The following is a 21298-nucleotide window of genomic DNA, read 5'->3' on the forward strand; positions in this document are numbered from 1 at the left end:
TGATGAATCTTTATTTTATATGATATCAGAACTTTCATACAATGGAAGCGGGAGGGATTATTATGTTGATTGAAGAAAGGGTGAATCGTACTTATAAATGGGTTATGTTAATTGTTGCGACGATTGCTCAAACAACAGCGACACTTATAACGTATGGTGTCGGGGTTTTCGCTTTATTTTGGAAAGAAGAATATGCACTTACGAATATGGAGAGTGGATTATTAGTAAGTGTTGTAAATGTTGGGCCGTTATTTTGCATGCTTTTTGTCGGTCGGCTACTTGATCAATATAATGAAAAAATATTAATTTCTATCAGTTCATTTTTGCTAGGGAGTTCGCTTTTACTGACTAATATAGTAAGTGGATTTAATGGGTTATTATTTGTACTTTTATTAATGGGCATGTTTTATAGTGTTTCCCAGCCAGGAGGAAGTAAGGTGATTTTAAAATGGTTCCCAAAAGAAAATCGTGGGTTAGCGATGGGAATAAGGCAAGCTGGTATACCGATTGGTGGCACGTTAGCGGGAGTGCTAATCCCGTTTCTAACAATACAATATAATATGACTTACGCGATAAATAGTATTGCATGCATTTGTATTATTGGAGGGCTATTATTTTTTGTGTTTTATAAAGAGCCATATGTTCAGGCGGAAGCAAGGAAAGAACATATTAAAGTTTCTTTTTGGACACAGCTAAAAGTAGTGATATGTAAAAAAGAGTTGTATCCAATATATATAACGGGTATTTGCATGATTTCATTGCAAATGGTGTTAGTTGGACACTTCATGAAATTTTTAGTAAGGGAACAATCCATTACATCTATTGTAGCCGGAACAGTATTTTCAGTTATGTTCTTTTCTGGAATGATTGGCCGTGTTGTATTAGCAGCTATTAGTGATGTGTTTTATAAGGGAAATCGGCGCATACCTTTATTTATAACTGTCTGTGCTTCTATCGGTTTGGTTCTATTGTTAGTAATAAGTATACATACAGTAACGAGTGGAGTATTGTGTGGTGTAAGTGCATTGTTAGGATTCTTTTCAATTGGATGGTTTAGTCTTTTTATAGCCGAAGTTGCTGAGTTGGCGAGGGAAGATTCTGTTGGGATAACAGTTAGTTTGGCACTTACATTCAATCAAATTGCTATTATTGTTGCACCTATTTTATTTGGTTATATTGTAGATAAGAAAGGGTATACGTATGCGTGGTTGTGTATAGTAGTATTACTATGTATCTCAGCAGTCAGTTTATATAGAAAAAACAAAAAATAAAAGAAAGTTAGCAATGTAAATTTTTTATGAAGAAAGTCTAAAGAAATGCCGAATGAGCGACATTTCTTTTTTATATGTTGTATAATTAAAATGTAAATGAGATTCGTTTTCAGTTATGCTCATTTCCTCTTTCGAAATTGCCTGTTACTTTAGCCATAATGAGTTGTTTTTCTGTATCATTATGTGCATGATTTATTTTGTATAAAAATTTGTCAGCGTCATTTCCTTTTAATATAATAATCTATTTTATGTAATATTCAATTAAAACTATGTTATTTTTTGTTACCCTGTAATGAAACATCCTATCATTTAAGCGATTGCGTTTGTCAGTATTTTTCATCGTAACAACTCCGTTTCTTATCATGTGTAACAAATGTTACATAAGATGTTGAAATTATAGTAGGGTGCATCCGATTGTAAGGTGGAAATTTTGCAAGAAAGAAATACAATAGAGAGTAGCTAAAAACTGAATATGAGAAAAAGGAATCTAGTTCATTTAGGTGAATAATAGGTAGTATTATAAAATATTTGAAAATGAAAAGATATAGAACAGAATGGATGTACGTTAAGTGAAACTATATAAAAGAGGGTTCCTATTATGTTAAAGAAATGGTTAATCGTTTTCTTTATTTTTGCTATTTTTTGTGGAAGTGTCGTTGCACTAATACATGCAAATAAAGGTAAGAAATATGATATAAAGGCATTTTCTAATGTAAATAGTAAGCAAAAGGACGATATGCAAGAAGTTGATGCAACTGAGAAAAAACGCTATGAAGCTGTAGCTGGAAAACTAGATCAATATTTAAAAGATAAAGGATTTAATGGGAGCGTTCTTGTAGCTAGTAAAGATCATGTGATTTTACGAAAAGGTTATGGGTATGCAAATGTGAAAGATAAAGTAGTAACAACGCCAAGAACGAAATATCGTATTGGTTCTATTACGAAAACGGTCGTTGCAATATCTATTATGCAGCTAAAAGAAAAAGGGAAATTAAACATTGAAGACAATGTAAATAAATATATTCCATCGTTTCCAGCAGATAAAAACATTACGCTACGAAATCTATTAACACACACATCTGGCTTGCCAGATCAAGGACAAGGTAGGGTGGATGCAGGGTCACGTTTAAAGTTAGTAACGTGGATTGGAGCGCAAAAATTGCAGTTTCCTGCAGGGACAGGCTGGAAATATACAGACTATAATTATATGGTGCTTGCATATATTATAGAAAAAATTACGAATAAACCGCTCGCTGAATACGTCAAAGAAAATATTTTTACTTCTGCTGGCATGCATGAATCTGGAATGGGGGCGACTCTCCCAGAAGATATTTTTTTAGCAGAAGGTTATACGAGAAAAGATAATGAATTAATAGCTGCACCCCGCTTAAAAATGAACTGGTTGTATGGGTGTGGTGAAATGTATACAACTGTTGAAGATATGAAAAGATTAGATGAGGCAATAATGGATGGAAAGCTGTTATCTAAACAAAGTGTATTAGATATGTTTACGGCATCACCTGCAAGAAGATATGGATTTAGTTTCTATACGTATCCAGATTATTATCATAATCACGGCGTATTAGCGGGGTGGAATACTTTTAATAATTTTAACTGGGATAAAAAAACGTTTGTCATATTATTCTCTAACGTTCAAAATGGTATGAATGATGCATTTAATCAAGAGTTTAGGAAAATGGCGAATGATTTAATAGAAGGAAAATAATAATTTGAAAATCGGTATTGATATGTATTTATCAATACCGATTTTTTTGTTTGGAGATGTTAAGTTTGCTGAAGAAGTAATGATGAAAGGGGAATATTAGAATAATTTTGTATAGGAAGTTAAATGATATGGATGTTAAATATAGGAAAGTTGCTGTGTGAAGTTCATATATACGTAATGAATTTATGCGGAAAAATAATTGGTAAATTTTACATCGGTAAAAAAGCTTGAGCTTCACACTATGTGAAGCTTTACATTATTGAAGTAACGAACAGGAGGTTAGAAAAATGAAAAAAGCAATAAAGTTTTGTTTAATAGCTACACTATCTACAGCGATTGTTAGTGGATGCTCTTTTGAGGGGAACAATGAAAATGCTAAGGGGAAAGAAGGAGAAAAAGTAGAGATACAGAAAACCGTCGGAAAATATATGATGCCAGATGAAAAAGATAAACATGAAGGTACATGGCTGCAATGGCCTCATGAATACACATATGGTGAAGAGTATAAGCAGGAAGTTGAACCGATTTGGGTTAAGATGGCAAGTGCTTTAACTGAGGGGGAAAAAGTCCACATTGTTGCATATGACGAGGAGGAGAAAGAGCGAATCAATAAACTTTTAATAGATAAAGGACTGAATATGGATAAAATTGATTTCTTTATCGCTCCTACTGATGATGTATGGGCACGGGATAGTGGACCAATCTTTGTTTATGACAATAATAAAAATTTGAAAATATTAGACCCGGCATTTAATGGGTGGGGAAAGAAAACGCCGTACAAAAATGATGCTCGTATACGTGAAAATGTGAGTAAACAAGCAGGAATTGAAAGAATTGATTGGGGGAAATTTGTCCTTGAAGGCGGTGCAATTGAATTAGACAGCAATGGGACGGCTTTATTAACTCGAAGTGCGGTAACAAATAAAAATAGAAATCCGGATTTATCAGAAAAGGAAATTGAAAAATATATAAGTGACCTGGGTGTGACAAACTTTATTTGGTTAGACGGAGTGCCCAATTTAGATATTACGGACTTTCATATTGATGGGTTTGCTAAATTCCATAATAAATCTACCATTGTAACGATGAAAGAAGATGACCTAGCCGAATGGGGTTTATCTAATAAAGATATGGATAAATTGTTAGATGCAAAAAATGCATCAGGACAGAAATATAAGTATGAATACTTACCTCTTAGTAAAAATAAAGTTATTTTAGAAAATGGAAAAGCTCTCGATTATAAGGGGTCATATATTAATTATTATATTGGGAATACAGTAGTATTGGTGCCTAATTATAATGATCCGAATGATAAAATCGCAAACGATACGATTCAGAAATTATATCCAGATCGTAAAGTAGTCGGTATTGATGTGAGAGAGCTTTATAAAAATGGCGGTATGATTCATTGTGTGACACAACAACAACCGATTGCATTGAAGTAATAGATTGGAATTTCGTTATGTTGCTTTTGAGACAAAATAGGTGAAATCCTAACTTTACCTATTTTGTCATTCCTAATTATTCGTAACAATAAAATTAAATATAATGATAAAAGAATTGTAGTGTGTATTCGCTTTTCGTTTTATGTAAAAAAGGAGAAAGATGTTTGTGTTAAAGAACTCAAAAATAGTATTTTCGTTTTTCCCTATCGTTCTACAGTACATTTTAAATGTAGCTTTGATTTGTTTAGGGGTTGTATTAAGTGTGTTTCTTATGAAAGAGGTCATTCAATTTATACAAGAACTGAAATTAAATGGTGAAGAAACTAGTTATCATTTAATTGATAGTATCGTCGTATTCTTTTTATATTTTGAATTTATTGTAATGATTATAAAGTATTTTCAAATGAATTTTCATTTCCCATTACGATATTTCATTTATATAGGTATAACAGCTATCGTTCGTCTCATTATTATAGATCACGATAGTCCGATAGATTCATTGTTATATGCCTGCGCGATTCTTGTACTAATTAGTGCTTTATTCATTGCAAATTCTAAAATAATGCGTCGTGATTTAGAAGAGTGAATGTTTGTTGTTTATATTTAAAAAGAGTTATATCTTTTGAGCAAAAAGGAGTAACGGTATTGAAAGAAATAATTTTAACGAGTTTCGTCATGATAGGGTTTATGATTCTACTATTTAATTGTATACTCTCGTGATTAAAAAAATAAAAAGTTAATAAGAGAAGAGGTTTTTGTAAATATGGTGCATTACAATAATCAAAATAGTTTACATCAAATATTTACATTAAAGGGAACGGTAATAAGAGATATTTTCCCACAAATTTTATTATATATATGTGTTTCAACGGTAGTAACTGTAATTCATTATTATTATGCAACAATAAAAATGAATCAAACCCCTTGGGTCATTGTTGGAGGCTCCTTAGGTTTACTATTAGTTTTTCGTACTAACACTGCCTATGATAGATATTGGGAAGGTAGAAAGTTGTTTGGCACAATTGGTGCTTGTAGTAGAAATTTAGCAGTTAGTTTTTTATGTTATTGGGATTCTGAGGGGGAAAAGATGGATCAGGAACAACTGAAATTTTTACATTTATTAATTGCTTTTCCGAAGATAGCGAAAGGACATTTGAGAGACGAAAAAGATTTATCTGAAATAAAAGAATTATTAAATGTTTGTTCTGAAAAGGAGAAGGAAATGTTGGAGCAATCTATGCATTTACCGATTAGTATCGTTCTTATGTTAAAAGCTATATTATCAAAAGGTTTGAAAATGGGTCAAATTCATCCAAATGCAATAATTAATATGGAAACGGATTTGAATAATATGCTTACGGCTGTGGGGGGATGTGATCGTATCAAAACGACACCTATTCCTTTTGCCTATTTTGCGCATATAAAAATTTTATTGCTCATATTTTGCGGGACTTTACCGATTGGTCTTGTTGATAGTCTTGGCTGGGTTACAGTACTTGCAACTATGTTTATTAGTTTTGCGTTTATTGGTATTGAAGCGATAGGCGTTGAAATTGAAGATCCTTTTGGTCAAGATCCAAATGACCTTCCGTTAGAAGGAATTTGCATAGGAGTAGAAACACATTTAGTGAATTTATATAATCAAAATAAATTATTAGAAGTAACTGATTTGAATCGTGATAAAAAAATTATCTAATCATTAATTGTGTATAAGAATGAAATATTTAATGTTGTCATGAAATGCTATAGTTTAAAACCCTGTCAAGAGTCAATTTTCCGCTCAACCACGGGTATATATTTTTTATATAAATATATAATATTTCTCCATGCTATAATCCATTCATGAAATGTGCACGTCTCGAAAATTGTTATGAAAAGGGAAGTAGTAGGCACAGTGAAATTAGTTATTCAACCATTATTAAAAAGCGAGGTAAATATTATGGAACAAAAACATAATGGAATTATTTTTACTGCAATACCAGATAAATCAAATGAATATTATCGTCCTTTTTATGAAGACCTGATTTATTTTAATGAATATTTAAATGAAAATAAAGCATTTACTGATCAACTTATATCTTTATCTGTTGAAGAGCAAGACTTTCATACAAGCTTTTTTGAGTATGATGATATTTGGCTAAGGGATGTTGCGCCAGTTGTCACAAATCATTTAGTTAAATTTAAATATCAACCAAATTACTTACCGAAAGATCAATCGCGATATTTAGATCAACAATTTAATAAATGGTTGAAAAAGAACGACTTTGAATATGTGAAATCTCCATTGATATTAGACGGTGGAAATCTTATTTGGAATAAAAAAGATACTGTTATATTAACGGAACGCATATTTGATGATAATTATGATTGGACGGAAGAAGAAATTATAGAGCAACTGGAATGGGATTTGGATGTGAGCCGCGTTATTATTATTCCTGCTGAAGAAGGGGACGTACTTGCACATGCAGACGGAATGGTTAAATTTATTGATGAACATACGATGTTTATTAGTGATTTTTTAGGGGATCATGAATTTAGATATAATGTTCAAGAGATTATTCAAGAGCAAATGCCAGAAGCTAAATTTATAGTTGTTCCATCGTCATATACAGAAAAGGGACAATATGATCAAGAAATAGCATCGGCAAAAGGGTTGTATATAAATATGTTAGAAACATGTGATACGATTTACGTGCCTAAGTTTGGATTAGCTAAAGATCGGGAAGTGTTACGATATATTCAACAGCATACGGAGAAACAAGCTATTCAAATTCATGTAGGAGAAATATCAACAATGGGAGGCGCAATAAATTGTTTAACGTGGTATTGTCCTCATCGTTTGTTACCTTCAAAAATGAAAAGATTGAACAATCAGAATGAAGATTTTTCAGTTAGGAAGATTTTTGATTGGTTTTAAAATAAGCATATAAGAAAATGTATTCAAGGGGTAAGTATATGTATACAATTACTGAGTTTTCGCGGATTTGTAAAATGAGTACACGGATGCTAAGGCATTATGACAAAGAGAATATATTAAAACCAGCATATGTGAACCCAGAAAATGGGTATAGATATTATGAGCAAGGGCAGTTAGAAATAGCGTTGAAAATAAAAAAGTTAAGGGAGTATAAATTCCCTCTACCGAAAATTAAAATCATTCTTCAGTCGTCAGATCAAGATTCATTTATTAAACATATGCAAGCGCAAATTATAGAGTTATCTCATGAAGTAAAACAAAATTTACAGGTTATTTCAGAAATGAATGAAATGGTAAATATGAATCATGCTTTAAATACTGCTTGCCATAGAAATTACGATATATTAATTGGAATGAGAAACGAAATAACAGTAATTGCTCAAAGGTTACAAATAGATATAGATGATATGGATGATTATTTTTATGATTTATATGAAAACGTACAAAAGAGTAAATTTCAAATAGTCGGTTCGCCCTCTACAGTCTTTTATGATGAAGAGTATATTCCAAATAAGAGTGATATTGAATTAAGAATTCCGGTAATGCAAGGGAACAATAAAGATGTAGTACAAGAATATGAAATAAAAAAACTAAATCCGCATCAAATCGTTACTACTATGCATTATGGAAGTTATGACTATATAGGTTACGCTTATATAGCATTAGAAAAATGGATTGAAAGAAATGGTTATGTAATAGAGGATTCGCCATATGAGGTCTACGTAAAGGGACCTGAATGTGATTGTTTAGTAGAGGAGTATGTAACGCAAATTTGTTTTTTAGTGATGAAAATAGACTGAAGATAAGGATTGACATTAACATTATGTCAATCCTTATTCTATTTATGTAAGTAATTCATCATAATAAAAAGGAGAAAGAATATGAAAAGAACAATCATGATGATTTGTCTGATTCTAAGTATGACATGGGTATCAGCGTGTACTCCTGGAGCAGGAGAAGGTGAGAATGGTAGTTTTGTTTTACCTAAGGAGTTACCTAAAAATGTAGTGTTTAAAAATGGGACAATCTATACTTCAAATGGCAAACAAGACATTGTAGAGGCTGTAGCCGTTAAAGAAGGAAAAATTACATTTGTTGGTTCAAACAAAGATGTAGAAAGATTTATAAATGAAGATACGAAAGTGGTGGATTTACAAGGACGTTTTATTCTTCCTGGTTTTGTGGACAACCATAATCATATTTTTGAAGCGAAATCACCAGCAGCAGGGAATTGTAGTGTCTCACCAGATGCTTCGCTGCAAAAACAACGCTCGTATTTAAAGGATTGTAAAAAAGATGTGAAAGATGGCGAATGGGTAAGTGGAACAGGATTTAGTTTGGAAGAGCTATTAAAAGATATGGACGAAAAAGCAGAACAACAAACGCCATTACAAGTTCTTGATGAGTTATTTCCTAATAATCCAGTATTAATTATGGAAAGAACCTCTCATTCTGTATGGGTTAACTCAAAAGCACTCGAGTTAGCTGGGATAAATAAAGATACGAAAGATCCGCAGGGTGGAAGAATCATTCGGGATCCAGAGACAAGAGAAGCTTTTGGTATTCTTTATGATACAGCTGGAGATATTGTGATGGAAAAAGCATGGAATTCTCAGCCAAAACTTTTTGAAAAGAATTACGACGGTTTGTTAGACGGTTTAGATGAAGTTGCGAAGAATGGTATAACTACAGTTGGTGATGGTCGTCTGTATTGGAAACGAGGCTGGTTAGATGTTTGGAATAAAGTAAATGATGAAAAAAGGTTAACAACGCGAGTAGTACTTCGTCCATGGGTATATCCGAATTTAAATGAAGCAGAACAAATGGAGTATTTCAAAAAAATTAAGCGTGATGATGTATCATCTCGAATGCTTATTAATCAAGTGAAAATGTATAGTGATGGAATTAGCATTAACAGTACAGCTAAAACACTAGAAAAATATAAATTTGAGTGGTTTAAAGGAACCCCGTATGGCTTGAACTATATTCCAGAAGAAAAGATGAAATGGTGGTTAACTGAGCTTAACAAAATTGGTTACGGTGCACTCATTCACACAATTGGAGATGGCGGAGTAAGAGAGAGTTTAAATGCGATTGAAGCGGCGAAAAAAGAAGGTGCAAAACAGCCATATACGCTTACGCACGTGGAAATGGTAGAAGATAGTGATATAAATCGTTTTGCTAAATTAGGTATTAGCGCTGATTTCCAAGTAGGGCATGATTTTGCAGAAGATCCTAAACAAAGCTGGGCAAGTACGTATTTTACAGATCAGCAAATGAAACGAATTATGCCGTTAGGACGAATTTGGAAAACTGGTGCGAATGTATCACTTAGTAGTGATTGGGATGTAAACGAACTGAATCCACTTGTGACGATTTCGAATGCATTAAGCATTGATGACAAGGGTTTGTCTGATGTATACGCAGCTATTGATGCCTATACAATTAAGCCAGCTAAAGCATTAGGCCTTGATAACATCACGGGTTCGATTGAAGTAGGGAAATCGGCTGATATGGTATTACTAGATGACGATATTACTAAAATGAGTGTCGATAAGATTCCGAATGCGAAAGTTTTGGTGACGGTTTTACAAGGAGAAATAGTGTATCACAAGGAGAAGTGAAGAATCACCTTATAAAGTTTTTAAAAGTAAATGAATATATTCCTGTTGACCTTAACACGATGTCAAAGTTTAGACTGAACTTACATTGGAAGAAGGGGTGAACACGTATGAAAAAAAGTTTATTTTATATGTCTGCTGAGTGGGAGGAACATGAGGGGACATGGCTCCAATGGCCTCATGATAAAGCTCATAGAGGTGAAGGGTACAGAGCTAAGCTAGATGATATTTGGGTAACGATGGCAAAGGAGCTTCATTACGGAGAAACTGTTCATATTGTGGTATTTGATGAAGAAGAAAAAGTACATGTGCAATCGAAGTTAATGGAAGCGAAAGTGGATATGGATAAAATTGAATTTTTAATTGAAGAAACGGATGATGTTTGGATACGAGATAATGGACCGATCTTTGTAAAGGAAAAGGAAGGTAATCTCTGCTTAATACACTGGATATTTAATGGCTGGGGGGAGAAATATCCGTATAAAAAGGATGCTTTGATTCCGGCGAAAATAAGTGAAATGTATAGCATCCCAAAAGTTAAAGCTAGTGTCTGTTTAGAGGGCGGGGGAATAGAGATAAACGGAAATGGCACCTTAATGGCGGCAAAAACTTCTATTATAAATGAAAACCGAAATCCTACATTAAGTCAGGAAGAGATTGAAATAGAGTTAACGAAGTATTTGGGAGTAACGAATTTTATATGGATAACGGGCATTCGCGGTGAGGATAATTATGATGAAGATACGGATTACCATATTGATGGTGCAGCACGTTTTGTAAATGGAAATACAATTCTTTATGAATATGATCCTTTCGGGGAGAGTGAATCTTACCTTTTGGAGGCGTACGAAAAGCATTATCAAGAATTGAGACAAGCAAGAAATATAGATGGAAAACCATTTCAGCTCATACCAGTACCGGTGACAAGAAAAATGGTAAAAGAAGCAGACTGTAAGGGCTCATATTTGAATTTCTATATTGGAAATGAAGTTGTATTGGTTCCTATATACGGCGATGACCATGATAAGTTAGGGCTTCAAATTATTGAAGGACAGTTTCCGGGAAGAAGAATTGTCGGTATTTATGTAAATGAACTGTTTGCGTATGGTGGCATGATTCATTGCGTAACGCAGCAACATTTAGTATAAAGTAACCGAAATGAAAAAAGCATGCAGAGTATATACTCTGCATGCTTTTTATAATGCTGAAAATTCTTCAACAAGTTCACTAAAACGATTTAATGCACTTTCAATCGGTTCTGGCGTAGTTAAATCAACACCAGCTTTTTTCAATAAGTTTAATGGGTAGTCTGAACTTCCGCCTTTAAGGAATTCAATATAATGTTTTTGAGCATTTGGATCGCCGCTCAATAACTTATCGGCAATTTGGATTGCAGAAGCGAATCCAGTTGCATATTTGTACACGTAAAATGGACGATAGAAATGTGGTATTCTAGCCCATCCGTATTTTACTTCTTCGTCAAATACGAGGGAGTCGCCATTATATTCTCTAAACAAGTTTTCGTAAACCTCGCTAAAGGTTTGGGCATTTAATGGTTTACCTTGCTGTGCCATTTCATGTGTGATTTTTTCAAACTCAGCGAACATGATTTGTGTAAAGAAAGTGCCTTTAAATTTGTCGATGAAGTGATTTACTAAATGGTTACGTACATCAGCATCTTTTGCTTCTTTTAATAAATGATGAATTAATAGCACTTCATTTACTGTAGAAGCGACTTCTGCGACGAAAATAGTATAGTGTGCAGAAATTCTTGGTTGGTATCCGTGTGAATAGTGCGTATGCATACCGTGCCCACATTCATGAGTAAGAGTGAAAAGGCTATTTAAATCATCGTGATGATTTAAAAGAATGAAAGGATGAACGCCGTATACACCAAAGTTATAAGCACCAGAACGTTTTCCAGGTGTTTCTCTTACGTCAATATAACGTTTATCTTTAAAGCTTTTTAATGTTTCAATATATTCTTCACCTAAAGGAGCTAGTGATTCAATCATGATGTCAAACGCTCTATCGTATGGAATGTCTTGTTTTACACCAGATACTAAATCAACACTTAAATCGTATTGGCGTAGTTCATCTACATTTAATTTTTCTTTTCGAAGTTTATTATAAATATGTAAAGAATGAATATTTTTTTTCGTTGTATCAATTAGGTTTTCGTATACTTCTTTCGGAACCATATCGCCAAATAATGATTTTTCTAAAGCTGATGGATAGTTTCTAAGCTTTGAAACAGTAACATTATTTTTAATAGCTGCAGATAAAGTAGAAGCGATAGAATTCTTTAATTGAACGTATGGTTTGTAGTAAGCTTTATAGGCTTCTTTACGTTTTTCGCGGTTCTCATCTTCTATTAACTTTGCATACATTCCTCGTGTTAAAGTAACTTTTTCTCCATCATTAGTAGTCACTTCACCAAATAGTATATCTGCATTATTTAGCATGCCATATGTATGCTGCGGAGAGGAGAGTGCTTCGCCCATTTGTGATAAAATCTCTTCTTGGTCCTTATTTAATACGTGTTTCTTATAACGGTATAATTCAAATAAATCTTCTTTATAATATTGTAAGCCTTCAGCTTCTTCTATGTAAGTATGTAATGTGTTTTCATCTACGCTAAGTAAGAATGGAGAAAAGAAAGATTTAGCTCCACTTACTTTCACTTGTAATTGTGTTACTTTATCGACAAGAGATTGAGCGTCAGTATCGCGTGTATCAAGATCAGATTGTAATCGTGCATAAGCGAACATTAAAGTTATTATGCTAGAAATTTCTTCACTCTTTGTTAAATAGGCTAATAAACTATTGCCATCGTGAATATTTCCATTAAACTCGTGTAATTCTTTCGTTAATACTTCAATTTTATGAAAATCGCTTTCCCAATCTTCAATGGTATCGTAAATATCCGTTAAATCCCATTTTTCTTTATCAGCTACTTGTAGTCGATCTTTAAGTTCTGTCATAATCATTTCCTTTCTAAATATGTAGTTATATTCCTATATAACTATGAAATACAACAAATTGCAAAAAATCCCTGCTGAAAATTGAAAAGCCTTGCTAAAATGGCAAGGCTTGAAAAATTATAATGTAATTCCGAATTTTGAATGTAAAAGATTTTTATATTGCCCATTTGTAACTTTTTCTTTCGTTTTTTTACCGTTTTTCGCTATTGTGAGACTATCCTTCGTTAAAGATGCATGCCCATCTTCAGTTAGTTTTACAATAAGAGGTACTTTGTTAAATGGTGAGCCCTCATGTTCAACAATAATTTTTTGTGCTGCATTTGCTTTTTCTTCATCCACTTCTTCTATATAAAATGCATAGCCTAACGTCCAATCATCAGTAGAAGATTGATCCAAAAACTCATTGTTTTTACGCATCTCTAACATGTAGTTTCCTTTTTCGGTCATTTCCTTACGAATACGATAATCTCCTGTAACGGATTGAACGACTTCACCTGAGAAAGGGATTGGTGCAAGTGGTAAGTATGATCCGAATCCAACTTCAATTAGATAAAGCTCATTATGATGTTTTAAAACGGTTGCGATATGGCCAGAATCAACGGCCCATATAGAATTTGCAGCGTTATACACTGTTCCTGAAACGAGATGAACATCAAATCCAGCGTCTTTAAGGAAGTAATACATAGTAGGATTGAGTTCATAACAAAGACCGCCACGGTTGTTTACTAAAATTTTTTCTTTCAGATTGTCTTTAGATATTTGCGTAAAGTTGTTTTCGAGAATATTTAAGTTTTCAAAAGGGACAGTTTGTGCCATTGCGTACATAATATTAGGCAAATCTTCAAATGAAACTTTGTGTTTTTCTTCTATATTTAATCTTGCAAAAAATTGTTTTTGAAAGTCGGTCATAGAAATCCCTCCGTTATGCTTTTATAGATAAATTGTAAACAATCTTGAATGGGATGTGAAATGAAAACTACGTTGAATATTTGAAGTTGGATTCAAAATAATGTGGAAGAGTGAGAGATTGATACTTTACTAACAGAGGGACGAATATTATAATAATTCTGATAAACTATGCAAACGTTTTCTTAGGAGGGGGTGGAGTACAGATGTTTAAAAGAATAACAATAGTCGGATTGTCAGTTGTTATGTTTTTACCTAGTATATATGGGGGGAGTAAAGCGTATGCAGATACGGTTAACAATGGAACGTTAATGCAGTATTTTGAGTGGTATGCTCCAAATGATGGGAATCATTGGAACCGCTTGCATTCGGATGCTGAAAATTTAGCTCAAAAGGGAATTACATCTGTTTGGATACCGCCTGCATATAAAGGAACTACGCAAAATGACGTAGGATATGGAGCATATGATTTATATGATTTGGGTGAATTTAATCAAAAGGGAACAGTGCGGACGAAATATGGGACGAAAGCACAATTGAAATCTGCAATTGAAGCTTTACATAAGCAAAACATCGATGTATACGGTGATGTAGTTATGAATCATAAAGGTGGAGCGGATTATACTGAAACTGTAACAGCTGTTGAAGTAGACCGTAACAATCGAAATATTGAGGTATCAGGTGATTATGAAATTAATGCATGGACAGGGTTTAACTTTCCTGGGCGTGGAGATACGTATTCTAACTTCAAATGGAAATGGTATCATTTTGACGGAACGGATTGGGATGAAGGAAGGAAATTAAATCGAATTTATAAATTTAGGGGGATAGGTAAAGCATGGGACTGGGAAGTGTCTAGCGAGAATGGAAACTATGATTATTTGATGTATGCAGACCTTGATTTTGATCATCCAGATGTTGCGAATGAGATGAAAAATTGGGGGACGTGGTATGCGAATGAATTAAATTTAGATGGGTTTCGTTTAGATGCTGTTAAACATATTGATCATGAATATTTACGCGATTGGGTAAATCATGTCAGGCAGCAAACGGGAAAAGAAATGTTTACGGTGGCTGAATATTGGCAAAATGATATCCAGACTTTAAATAATTATTTAGCGAAGGTCAATTATAATCAATCTGTATTTGATGCACCACTGCATTATAATTTTCATTATGCTTCAAAAGGAAATGGTAATTATGATATGAGAAACATTTTAAATGGAACAGTAATGCAAAATCATCCTGCACTCGCAGTAACTCTCGTTGAGAATCATGATTCTCAGCCTGGACAATCATTGGAATCTGTAGTAAGTCCGTGGTTTAAACCGTTAGCATATGCATTTATTTTAACTCGTGCAGAGGGCTATCCTTCCGTTTTTTATGGTGATTACTATGGGACAAGTGGAAATAGTAGTTATGAAATTCCAGCGTTAAAAGATAAAATTGATCCGATTTTGACAGCACGAAAAAACTTTGCATATGGTACGCAGCGTGATTATTTAGACCATCCAGATGTGATTGGCTGGACAAGAGAAGGTGATAGTGTACATGCTAATTCTGGTTTAGCAACATTAATCTCTGATGGACCAGGAGGATCAAAGTGGATGGATGTTGGAAAGAATAATGCAGGGGAAGTATGGTACGATATTACAGGTAATCAAACAAATACTGTAACAATTAATAAGGACGGATGGGGACAGTTCCATGTAAGTGGAGGATCAGTTTCCATATATGTTCAGCAGTGAATTGTTGATAGAAAAGAAGAGGTAGACTGAAATATAAGTTTTCCTCTTCTTTTTATATTGTTATCATTCCTAAATCTTTATTTTAATAAAGGAAATAGTCGACTTTTGAAACAATAAGAAATGCATTGGAATAAATGATGTCACCCGTGTTTTCTCTTATTCGTACTTGAAGAGTATCTCCTTACTGTGATTACTATAGAACTAAATATTAGTATGTTTTTAATGTGATTTAAATAGATATTATATTTGCTTTACGATAAAATGAATATAGTGTAAAATTACACCATGAGTGTAAAATGTAATTAAAAATTTTGTTATACTTATGATTATTAGAAGAAGTTTTTTATATAAATCGTAATTTAAAATCCATAAGGACATTTTTGTATAGGAAGTAGTAGCAAAAGGAGAGGCAATATGAAAAGAACAATAATGAAATATAGCATAATGTTTAGTTTATTACTATTAACATCATGTGATATATCGGATGAGGAAATTGAACAAAAAGCACAAAGTTATACAAAATCGGAGCATGGTATTTCTGTGAAACTAGATCGAATTGAAATACCTAGTCAAGGTAAGGATTTTTTAGGACCAGATATACGAATAGCTTATGTACAGCAAGTAGATGAACCATATTTGCAATTTCAAATGTATTTCGATGGACGAACCTCTCCAAAGATAAATAATGATAACTATAAAATAAAAAAAGAAGCGAATGATTTACGAGAAAGATTCAATACAGATTATGAAGAAAAAGGGAATAATACTATACTTACTTTCGAGAAAATGCAAACAGGGGACACTGTTTTCGGTAAGGATGCAGAGAAAAAAATAGCGAAGAAACATCCGAAGCATTATGTTACGGCGGTTTTCAGAAGTAATATCTTTTTGGATTTAGACAACCGGGCACATATGGAAACATTAGCGGAAGTTGCGAGAAGTATTCAGGAATTCAATAAAACGATTGAAAATAGTAAGAGTAGTGTGGATGATATAACAGTTCAGCTGCCAAATGGTAATAAGGACGTATTACAACATATTGCGGTAGATTATATAGTAACGGCTGAAGAGGCGAAAAAGACACTTGAGAAAAAGGCTGATTATATGAAGGCTTTACAATCTGCAAGGGAATAGTCTGACACCTTTACTTCTCACGAAACATATAGTATGATGATTTCAGTAAATTAGATTTCAATGACTATAATATAAATTAATGAGAGGTGCTTTTTGTGAGTGCGGTAGGTACTAAATAGGAAAAATTGAATGAAATAAATCGGATAAGAACAGGGGATTTTTATGTATACCATACCCCTAATTTTGTCATGGATTTATTTCGATACCTATGAAGATACCTACAATACTTTATAAAGCGTGTAATAAGGGGATTGCCATCCGTTTTTTTATGGTTTATTTCCCCATATGTTATTACTCATGCCTTGTAAATGTAAAAGCTGCGGTATCCCCGCAGCTTTTTTGTGTATATTTTTAATGTTTAAGAATGGTAATTGAATAATGTAGAACTCATTGGAATCTAATGAGTAGGTATCTTCATTTATGATAGAAATCAATCATAGTGAGGAGAAACAAAATGAATACGATGACTTTTGAAAAGTTACAATATAACGAATTAAAGGATATAGTGAAATCTTATTGTGTAAGTGGATTAGGAAAAGAATTAATAAATAAATTAGAGCCGAGTACGAGTATAAAAGTAGTAAGGAATCGATTAAATGAAACGACAGAAGCACGAGCTATATTAGATGCAGAAGGGCATGTGCCTTTTTTCGGTATTTCAAATATTGCTAGTACAATTCAAAAATTAGAAAAAGGGATGATTTTAGATCCAGAAGAATTAGTAAGTGTTTCAGACTTTTTACGTGGATGTAGAAAGATTAAAAAGTTTATGTTAGATAAAGAATTTTTTGCGCCAGTATTAGCTTCTTATGCAAATTCAATGACTGAATTTAAAAGTATTGAAGAGGAAATTAATTTTTCAATAAAAGGTAATAGTATTGATTCTGCCGCTAGTAAAGAGTTAAAACGAATTCGAAATAACATTGATTCGGTAGATGGGAAAATAAAAGAACGTTTAACGAAGTTTTTAAATAGTAGTGCAAATAAGAAGTATATTCAAGAATTCTTTATTAGTAAGAAGGACGATAGGTACACGATTCCGATTAAATCTTCTTATAAAAATCAAGTTGCGGGGAGTATAGTTGAAGCTTCCGCTAAAGGTTCTACTGTGTTTATAGAACCACATACGGTTACAAAGTTAAATGTGGAACTCGCAAGTTTGAAAGCAGAAGAAGCGATAGAAGAATATCAAATTTTAGCGACTTTATCAGGAATGGTAGTAGAAAATATTTATCATATCAAAATTAATATGGAATTGATTAGTCAGTATGATATGGTGTTTGCGAAAGCGAAGTTTAGTAAATCGATTGATGGAATAGAGCCGAAGTTAAATGATCATGGCTATGTTCATTTAGTAAATTGTAAGCATCCGCTTTTAAGTGGAAAAGTAGTACCATTACACTTTGAAATCGGTCAAAACTATCGTAGTTTAATTATTACAGGGCCGAATGCGGGCGGGAAGACAATTGTGTTAAAGACGATTGGATTGTTAACATTAGCGACAATGTCAGGTTTGCATATTGCCGGAGATAAAGAAACAGAAATTGCTATTTTCGAAAATGTATTTGTAGATATTGGTGATAATCAAAGTATTGAAAATGCACTAAGTACATTTTCATCACATATGAAAAATTTATCTGAGATTATGAGGATGTCAAATAATAATACGTTGCTATTATTTGATGAAATAGGAAGCGGGACTGAACCGAATGAAGGAGCAGCACTTGCAATTTCTATTTTAGAGGAGTTTTATCTTGCTGGATGTATTACAGTTGCGAGTACGCATTACGGTGAAATTAAACGCTTCTCAGAAATGCATGATGATTTCATGAACGCAGCGATGCAATTTAATAGTGAGACACTAGAACCGCTTTATAAATTAGTGATCGGTAAATCAGGTGAAAGTAATGCACTTTGGATTGCGAACAAAATGAATGTAAGAGAACATGTACTGCAAAGAGCGAAAGCGTATATGGAAAATAAAGAATATGCTCTAGAAAAAGTGAATGAAAGTAAAATTAGAAAACCGAAATTTGTGCAAGAAAAAAGAGAAAACCATTACGAGTACAAAATCGGTGATCGTGTAAATTTATTAGATTACGATGATTTTGGTATTATCTATAAGGAAATAGATAATTTCTATAATGTTGTTGTATATTATAACGGCGAATTTGTTGAAGTAAATGTAAAACGCATTACTTTAGAAGTAGCAGCAAAAGAATTATATCCAGAGGGATACGATTTAAATACACTATTTGTCGATTATAAAGAAAGAAAAATGCAACACGACATTGAGCGTGGATCGAAAAAAGCACTTCGTAAAATCCAAAAAGAAATAAGAAAAAATAGAGGATAAGTTAAAATGGTAACGATTAGACAAGAACGACAAACCGATTATCGAAAAACGGAAGAAGTTGTACAACAAGCATTTTTACATGAAGAATTTAGTGATAAAAAGGAACATGAACTTGTAAAGCGTATTAGAGAGTGTGACGCGTTTGTTCCTGAGTTATCTATCGTTGCGGTAGACGAAGAAATAGTCGGGCATATTATGTTATCGAAAATTACGATAGAAAAGGATGAAGCTTCTGTAGAATCATTAGCACTTGCACCAGTATCAGTTGCTACGGGCCATCAGAAAAAAGGGATTGGCGGAAAACTTATTGTAGCTGCGTTAGAAAAAGCGAAAGAACTTGGATACGGATCAGTTGTAGTATTAGGACATCCAGAGTACTATCCGAAATTTGGTTTTAAGAAAGCAAGTGAGTGGAATATAAAAGCACCATTTGAAGTGCCAGATGAAGCGTTTATGGCGGTTGAGCTAAGTGAGAACGCTCTGCAAGGTATAGAAGGAGTTGTGCAATATTCGAATGCTTTTGTTGAGTAAGAGTATCGGTTAAAAAATATAATCATAAAAGATGCTATCTTTTTGTAGGGATATACAGAAAGGTAGCGTTTTTTATTAAGTGAAGCTACTTACATATATTTTGCTCAATGAATAATTAAGGTGGTAAAATTGATATAGAAATGTAAAGGGAGAGAATTGAATGAAGAAGCGAGAAACAGATAGCAATGAGAATGTAGTTACGTTATATGTTACAAGACACGGTAAAACAATATTAAATACGAACCATCGCGCGCAAGGTTGGGCAGACTCTCCGTTAGTAGAAAAAGGTGTGGAAGTTGCCACGAATTTAGGAATGGGATTAAAAGATGTTCATTTTATGAATGCGTATAGTAGTGATAGCGGCCGAGCGATTGAAACTGCTAATTTAGTATTAAAATATAGTGAGCAATCAAAATTGAAACTTGAACAAAGGAAAAATTTAAGAGAATTAAATTTCGGTATTTTTGAAGGTGAAAAGCTTGAAAATATGTGGGATGTGGTTGGAAAAGCTGCGGGCGTTGCATCACCAGAAGAACTTATGAAGTTTTCTATTCAAGAAGTAATTAATCTTATTAGAGCAGCAGACCCTACGAAACAGGCGGAAGATTGGGAATTATTTTCTACTCGTATAAAAGCAGAGATAGATAAAATTAGTGAAGAAGCTGCTAAAGATGGTGGCGGTAACGTTTTAGTTGTTGTTCATGGGTTGTTGATTACTACCTTAATAGAAATGTTAGACAGTAGTAAAACAAAACTTGGAGTGGAAAATGCTAGTGTAACGAAGATTGTATATCAAGATGGAACATATACAGTCGAGTCGGTTGGAGATATGAGTTATGTTGCAAAAGGAAAAGAAAGTGTGGAAATATAAAAATAAGGAAAGGAAGGTAGAGAAATCTAGCTTCCTTTCCTTATTTTTTAATATATCATTTATTAATTTGAATCGGAATATTCTGTTAAAAATGAACTATGAAAATTATTGTAATGGTATAATTAGAGAGTAGGAACAACAAATTAGTTTGCAGTGTATTGGAGGGACATTAACCTTACATTTTATCTCGGAATCTAAAGTAAGTATACGAGAAATAAAGTTGAACCAATCGGACTTTTATGGGCAGTTGATCCCCCCTAACTTCTTTGCTTTCGCTGTATTTTGAGGTGGGGGTCTTACTGCCCATTAAAGCGGGATAAAACAAAGTAAGGAATGTGTGAACATGGGTGGCACATGGTATGTGATTTATGTTCAGTTCTAAGAAGAAAAGAATATTAACAATTATATGGAGAAGTGATTATGTTGATTAAATTCGTTCATTTGTTATTTGGAAAACCGTGTGAAAAAGGTGATTCGTTCCAAACTAAGTTTCCGCGTTTTATTTATTGGAGTGCAGTTGTATTTTATTTTTTTGGAATACTATTATTTGGGATTCTTTCTTTTATTGATACTATATTTATTGGATCGTTGATATCAGGGGGAGTGTTCTTTCCTTTAATATTTAGATTCGTTTATTATATAAACTTAAAAATGAGGGGCCTAGAAAGAGAAGCGTAGAGAAAAAATATAAATAACAGGGTTATTGAAAAGAAGCGAGATTGATGTTA

Annotated in this window: 17 protein-coding genes and 1 pseudogene; 15 read left to right on the forward strand and 3 right to left on the reverse strand. The window is 33.2% G+C overall.

The features are described 5' to 3' along the window. Positions 1–62 precede the first annotated feature (62 nt). On the forward strand, positions 63–1271 hold the full coding sequence (locus ACTFRS_RS01075) for an MFS transporter (protein ID WP_440024471.1): 1209 nt from the start codon (positions 63–65) through the stop codon (positions 1269–1271). Between the two features lie 109 nt (positions 1272–1380). On the opposite strand, the pseudogene ACTFRS_RS01080 reads toward ACTFRS_RS01075, so the two are convergent. After that, positions 1381–1611 (reverse strand): annotated as a pseudogene (locus ACTFRS_RS01080) (hypothetical protein). Between the two features lie 258 nt (positions 1612–1869). Between ACTFRS_RS01080 and ACTFRS_RS01085 the strand changes: the two are divergent. From ACTFRS_RS01085 to ACTFRS_RS01120, 8 genes are all read left to right on the forward strand, one after another. Next, on the forward strand, positions 1870–2997 hold the full coding sequence (locus tag ACTFRS_RS01085; protein WP_139866254.1) for a serine hydrolase domain-containing protein: 1128 nt from the start codon (positions 1870–1872) through the stop codon (positions 2995–2997). Positions 2998–3284: 287 nt separating this feature from the next. Then, complete coding sequence (locus ACTFRS_RS01090; RefSeq protein ID WP_440024469.1) at positions 3285–4442, forward strand: agmatine deiminase family protein; 1158 nt, start codon at positions 3285–3287, stop codon at positions 4440–4442. Between the two features lie 166 nt (positions 4443–4608). Next, positions 4609–5028 (forward strand): phosphate-starvation-inducible protein PsiE, encoded by a 420-nt coding sequence (gene psiE / locus ACTFRS_RS01095; protein WP_139866252.1) that lies wholly within the window; start codon positions 4609–4611, stop codon positions 5026–5028. A gap of 177 nt (positions 5029–5205) precedes the next feature. Beyond that, the gene (locus ACTFRS_RS01100) at positions 5206–6138 is read left to right on the forward strand and encodes a bestrophin family protein (protein WP_139866251.1); all 933 of its coding nucleotides are present in this window, start codon (positions 5206–5208) and stop codon (positions 6136–6138) included. Between the two features lie 243 nt (positions 6139–6381). Then, on the forward strand, positions 6382–7359 hold the full coding sequence (locus ACTFRS_RS01105) for an agmatine deiminase family protein (RefSeq protein ID WP_139866250.1): 978 nt from the start codon (positions 6382–6384) through the stop codon (positions 7357–7359). A 38-nt stretch (positions 7360–7397) separates the two neighbouring features. Further along, a complete protein-coding gene (locus ACTFRS_RS01110; RefSeq protein WP_097851419.1) occupies positions 7398–8219 on the forward strand; it encodes a MerR family transcriptional regulator in 822 nt (273 codons plus the stop codon). Between the two features lie 81 nt (positions 8220–8300). Beyond that, complete coding sequence (locus ACTFRS_RS01115; protein WP_139866249.1) at positions 8301–10043, forward strand: amidohydrolase; 1743 nt, start codon at positions 8301–8303, stop codon at positions 10041–10043. A 107-nt stretch (positions 10044–10150) separates the two neighbouring features. Then, entirely contained in the window at positions 10151–11188 is a 1038-nt protein-coding gene (locus ACTFRS_RS01120; protein ID WP_440024467.1) for an agmatine deiminase family protein, read from the forward strand. A gap of 48 nt (positions 11189–11236) precedes the next feature. On the opposite strand, the gene pepF is transcribed toward ACTFRS_RS01120, so the two are convergent. Continuing rightward, positions 11237–13024 (reverse strand): oligoendopeptidase F, encoded by a 1788-nt coding sequence (gene pepF / locus ACTFRS_RS01125; protein ID WP_139866247.1) that lies wholly within the window; start codon positions 13022–13024, stop codon positions 11237–11239. A gap of 117 nt (positions 13025–13141) precedes the next feature. Continuing rightward, complete coding sequence (locus ACTFRS_RS01130) at positions 13142–13933, reverse strand: arylamine N-acetyltransferase family protein (protein ID WP_242294123.1); 792 nt, start codon at positions 13931–13933, stop codon at positions 13142–13144. A gap of 203 nt (positions 13934–14136) precedes the next feature. Between ACTFRS_RS01130 and amyS the strand changes: the two genes are divergently transcribed. From amyS to ACTFRS_RS01160, 6 genes are all read left to right on the forward strand, one after another. Next, positions 14137–15678: an alpha-amylase gene (gene amyS, locus ACTFRS_RS01135; RefSeq protein WP_318160499.1), complete on the forward strand. Its 1542-nt coding sequence runs from the start codon at positions 14137–14139 to the stop codon at positions 15676–15678. A 414-nt stretch (positions 15679–16092) separates the two neighbouring features. Further along, on the forward strand, positions 16093–16812 hold the full coding sequence (locus tag ACTFRS_RS01140; RefSeq protein WP_139866244.1) for a hypothetical protein: 720 nt from the start codon (positions 16093–16095) through the stop codon (positions 16810–16812). A 454-nt stretch (positions 16813–17266) separates the two neighbouring features. Then, positions 17267–19168 (forward strand): endonuclease MutS2, encoded by a 1902-nt coding sequence (locus ACTFRS_RS01145; RefSeq protein ID WP_139866243.1) that lies wholly within the window; start codon positions 17267–17269, stop codon positions 19166–19168. Positions 19169–19174: 6 nt separating this feature from the next. Beyond that, positions 19175–19699, forward strand: a complete 525-nt coding sequence (locus tag ACTFRS_RS01150) for a GNAT family N-acetyltransferase (protein ID WP_134197723.1) — start codon at positions 19175–19177, stop codon at positions 19697–19699. Positions 19700–19859: 160 nt separating this feature from the next. Then, on the forward strand, positions 19860–20570 hold the full coding sequence (locus ACTFRS_RS01155; protein ID WP_139866242.1) for a histidine phosphatase family protein: 711 nt from the start codon (positions 19860–19862) through the stop codon (positions 20568–20570). Between the two features lie 420 nt (positions 20571–20990). Next, positions 20991–21248, forward strand: a complete 258-nt coding sequence (locus ACTFRS_RS01160; protein ID WP_139866241.1) for a hypothetical protein — start codon at positions 20991–20993, stop codon at positions 21246–21248. The last annotated feature ends 50 nt before the right edge of the window (positions 21249–21298 follow it).

Source organism: Bacillus cereus group sp. MYBK139-1 (genome assembly GCF_051916915.1).
GTDB classification, from domain to species: Bacteria; Bacillota; Bacilli; order Bacillales; family Bacillaceae_G; genus Bacillus_A; species Bacillus_A pacificus.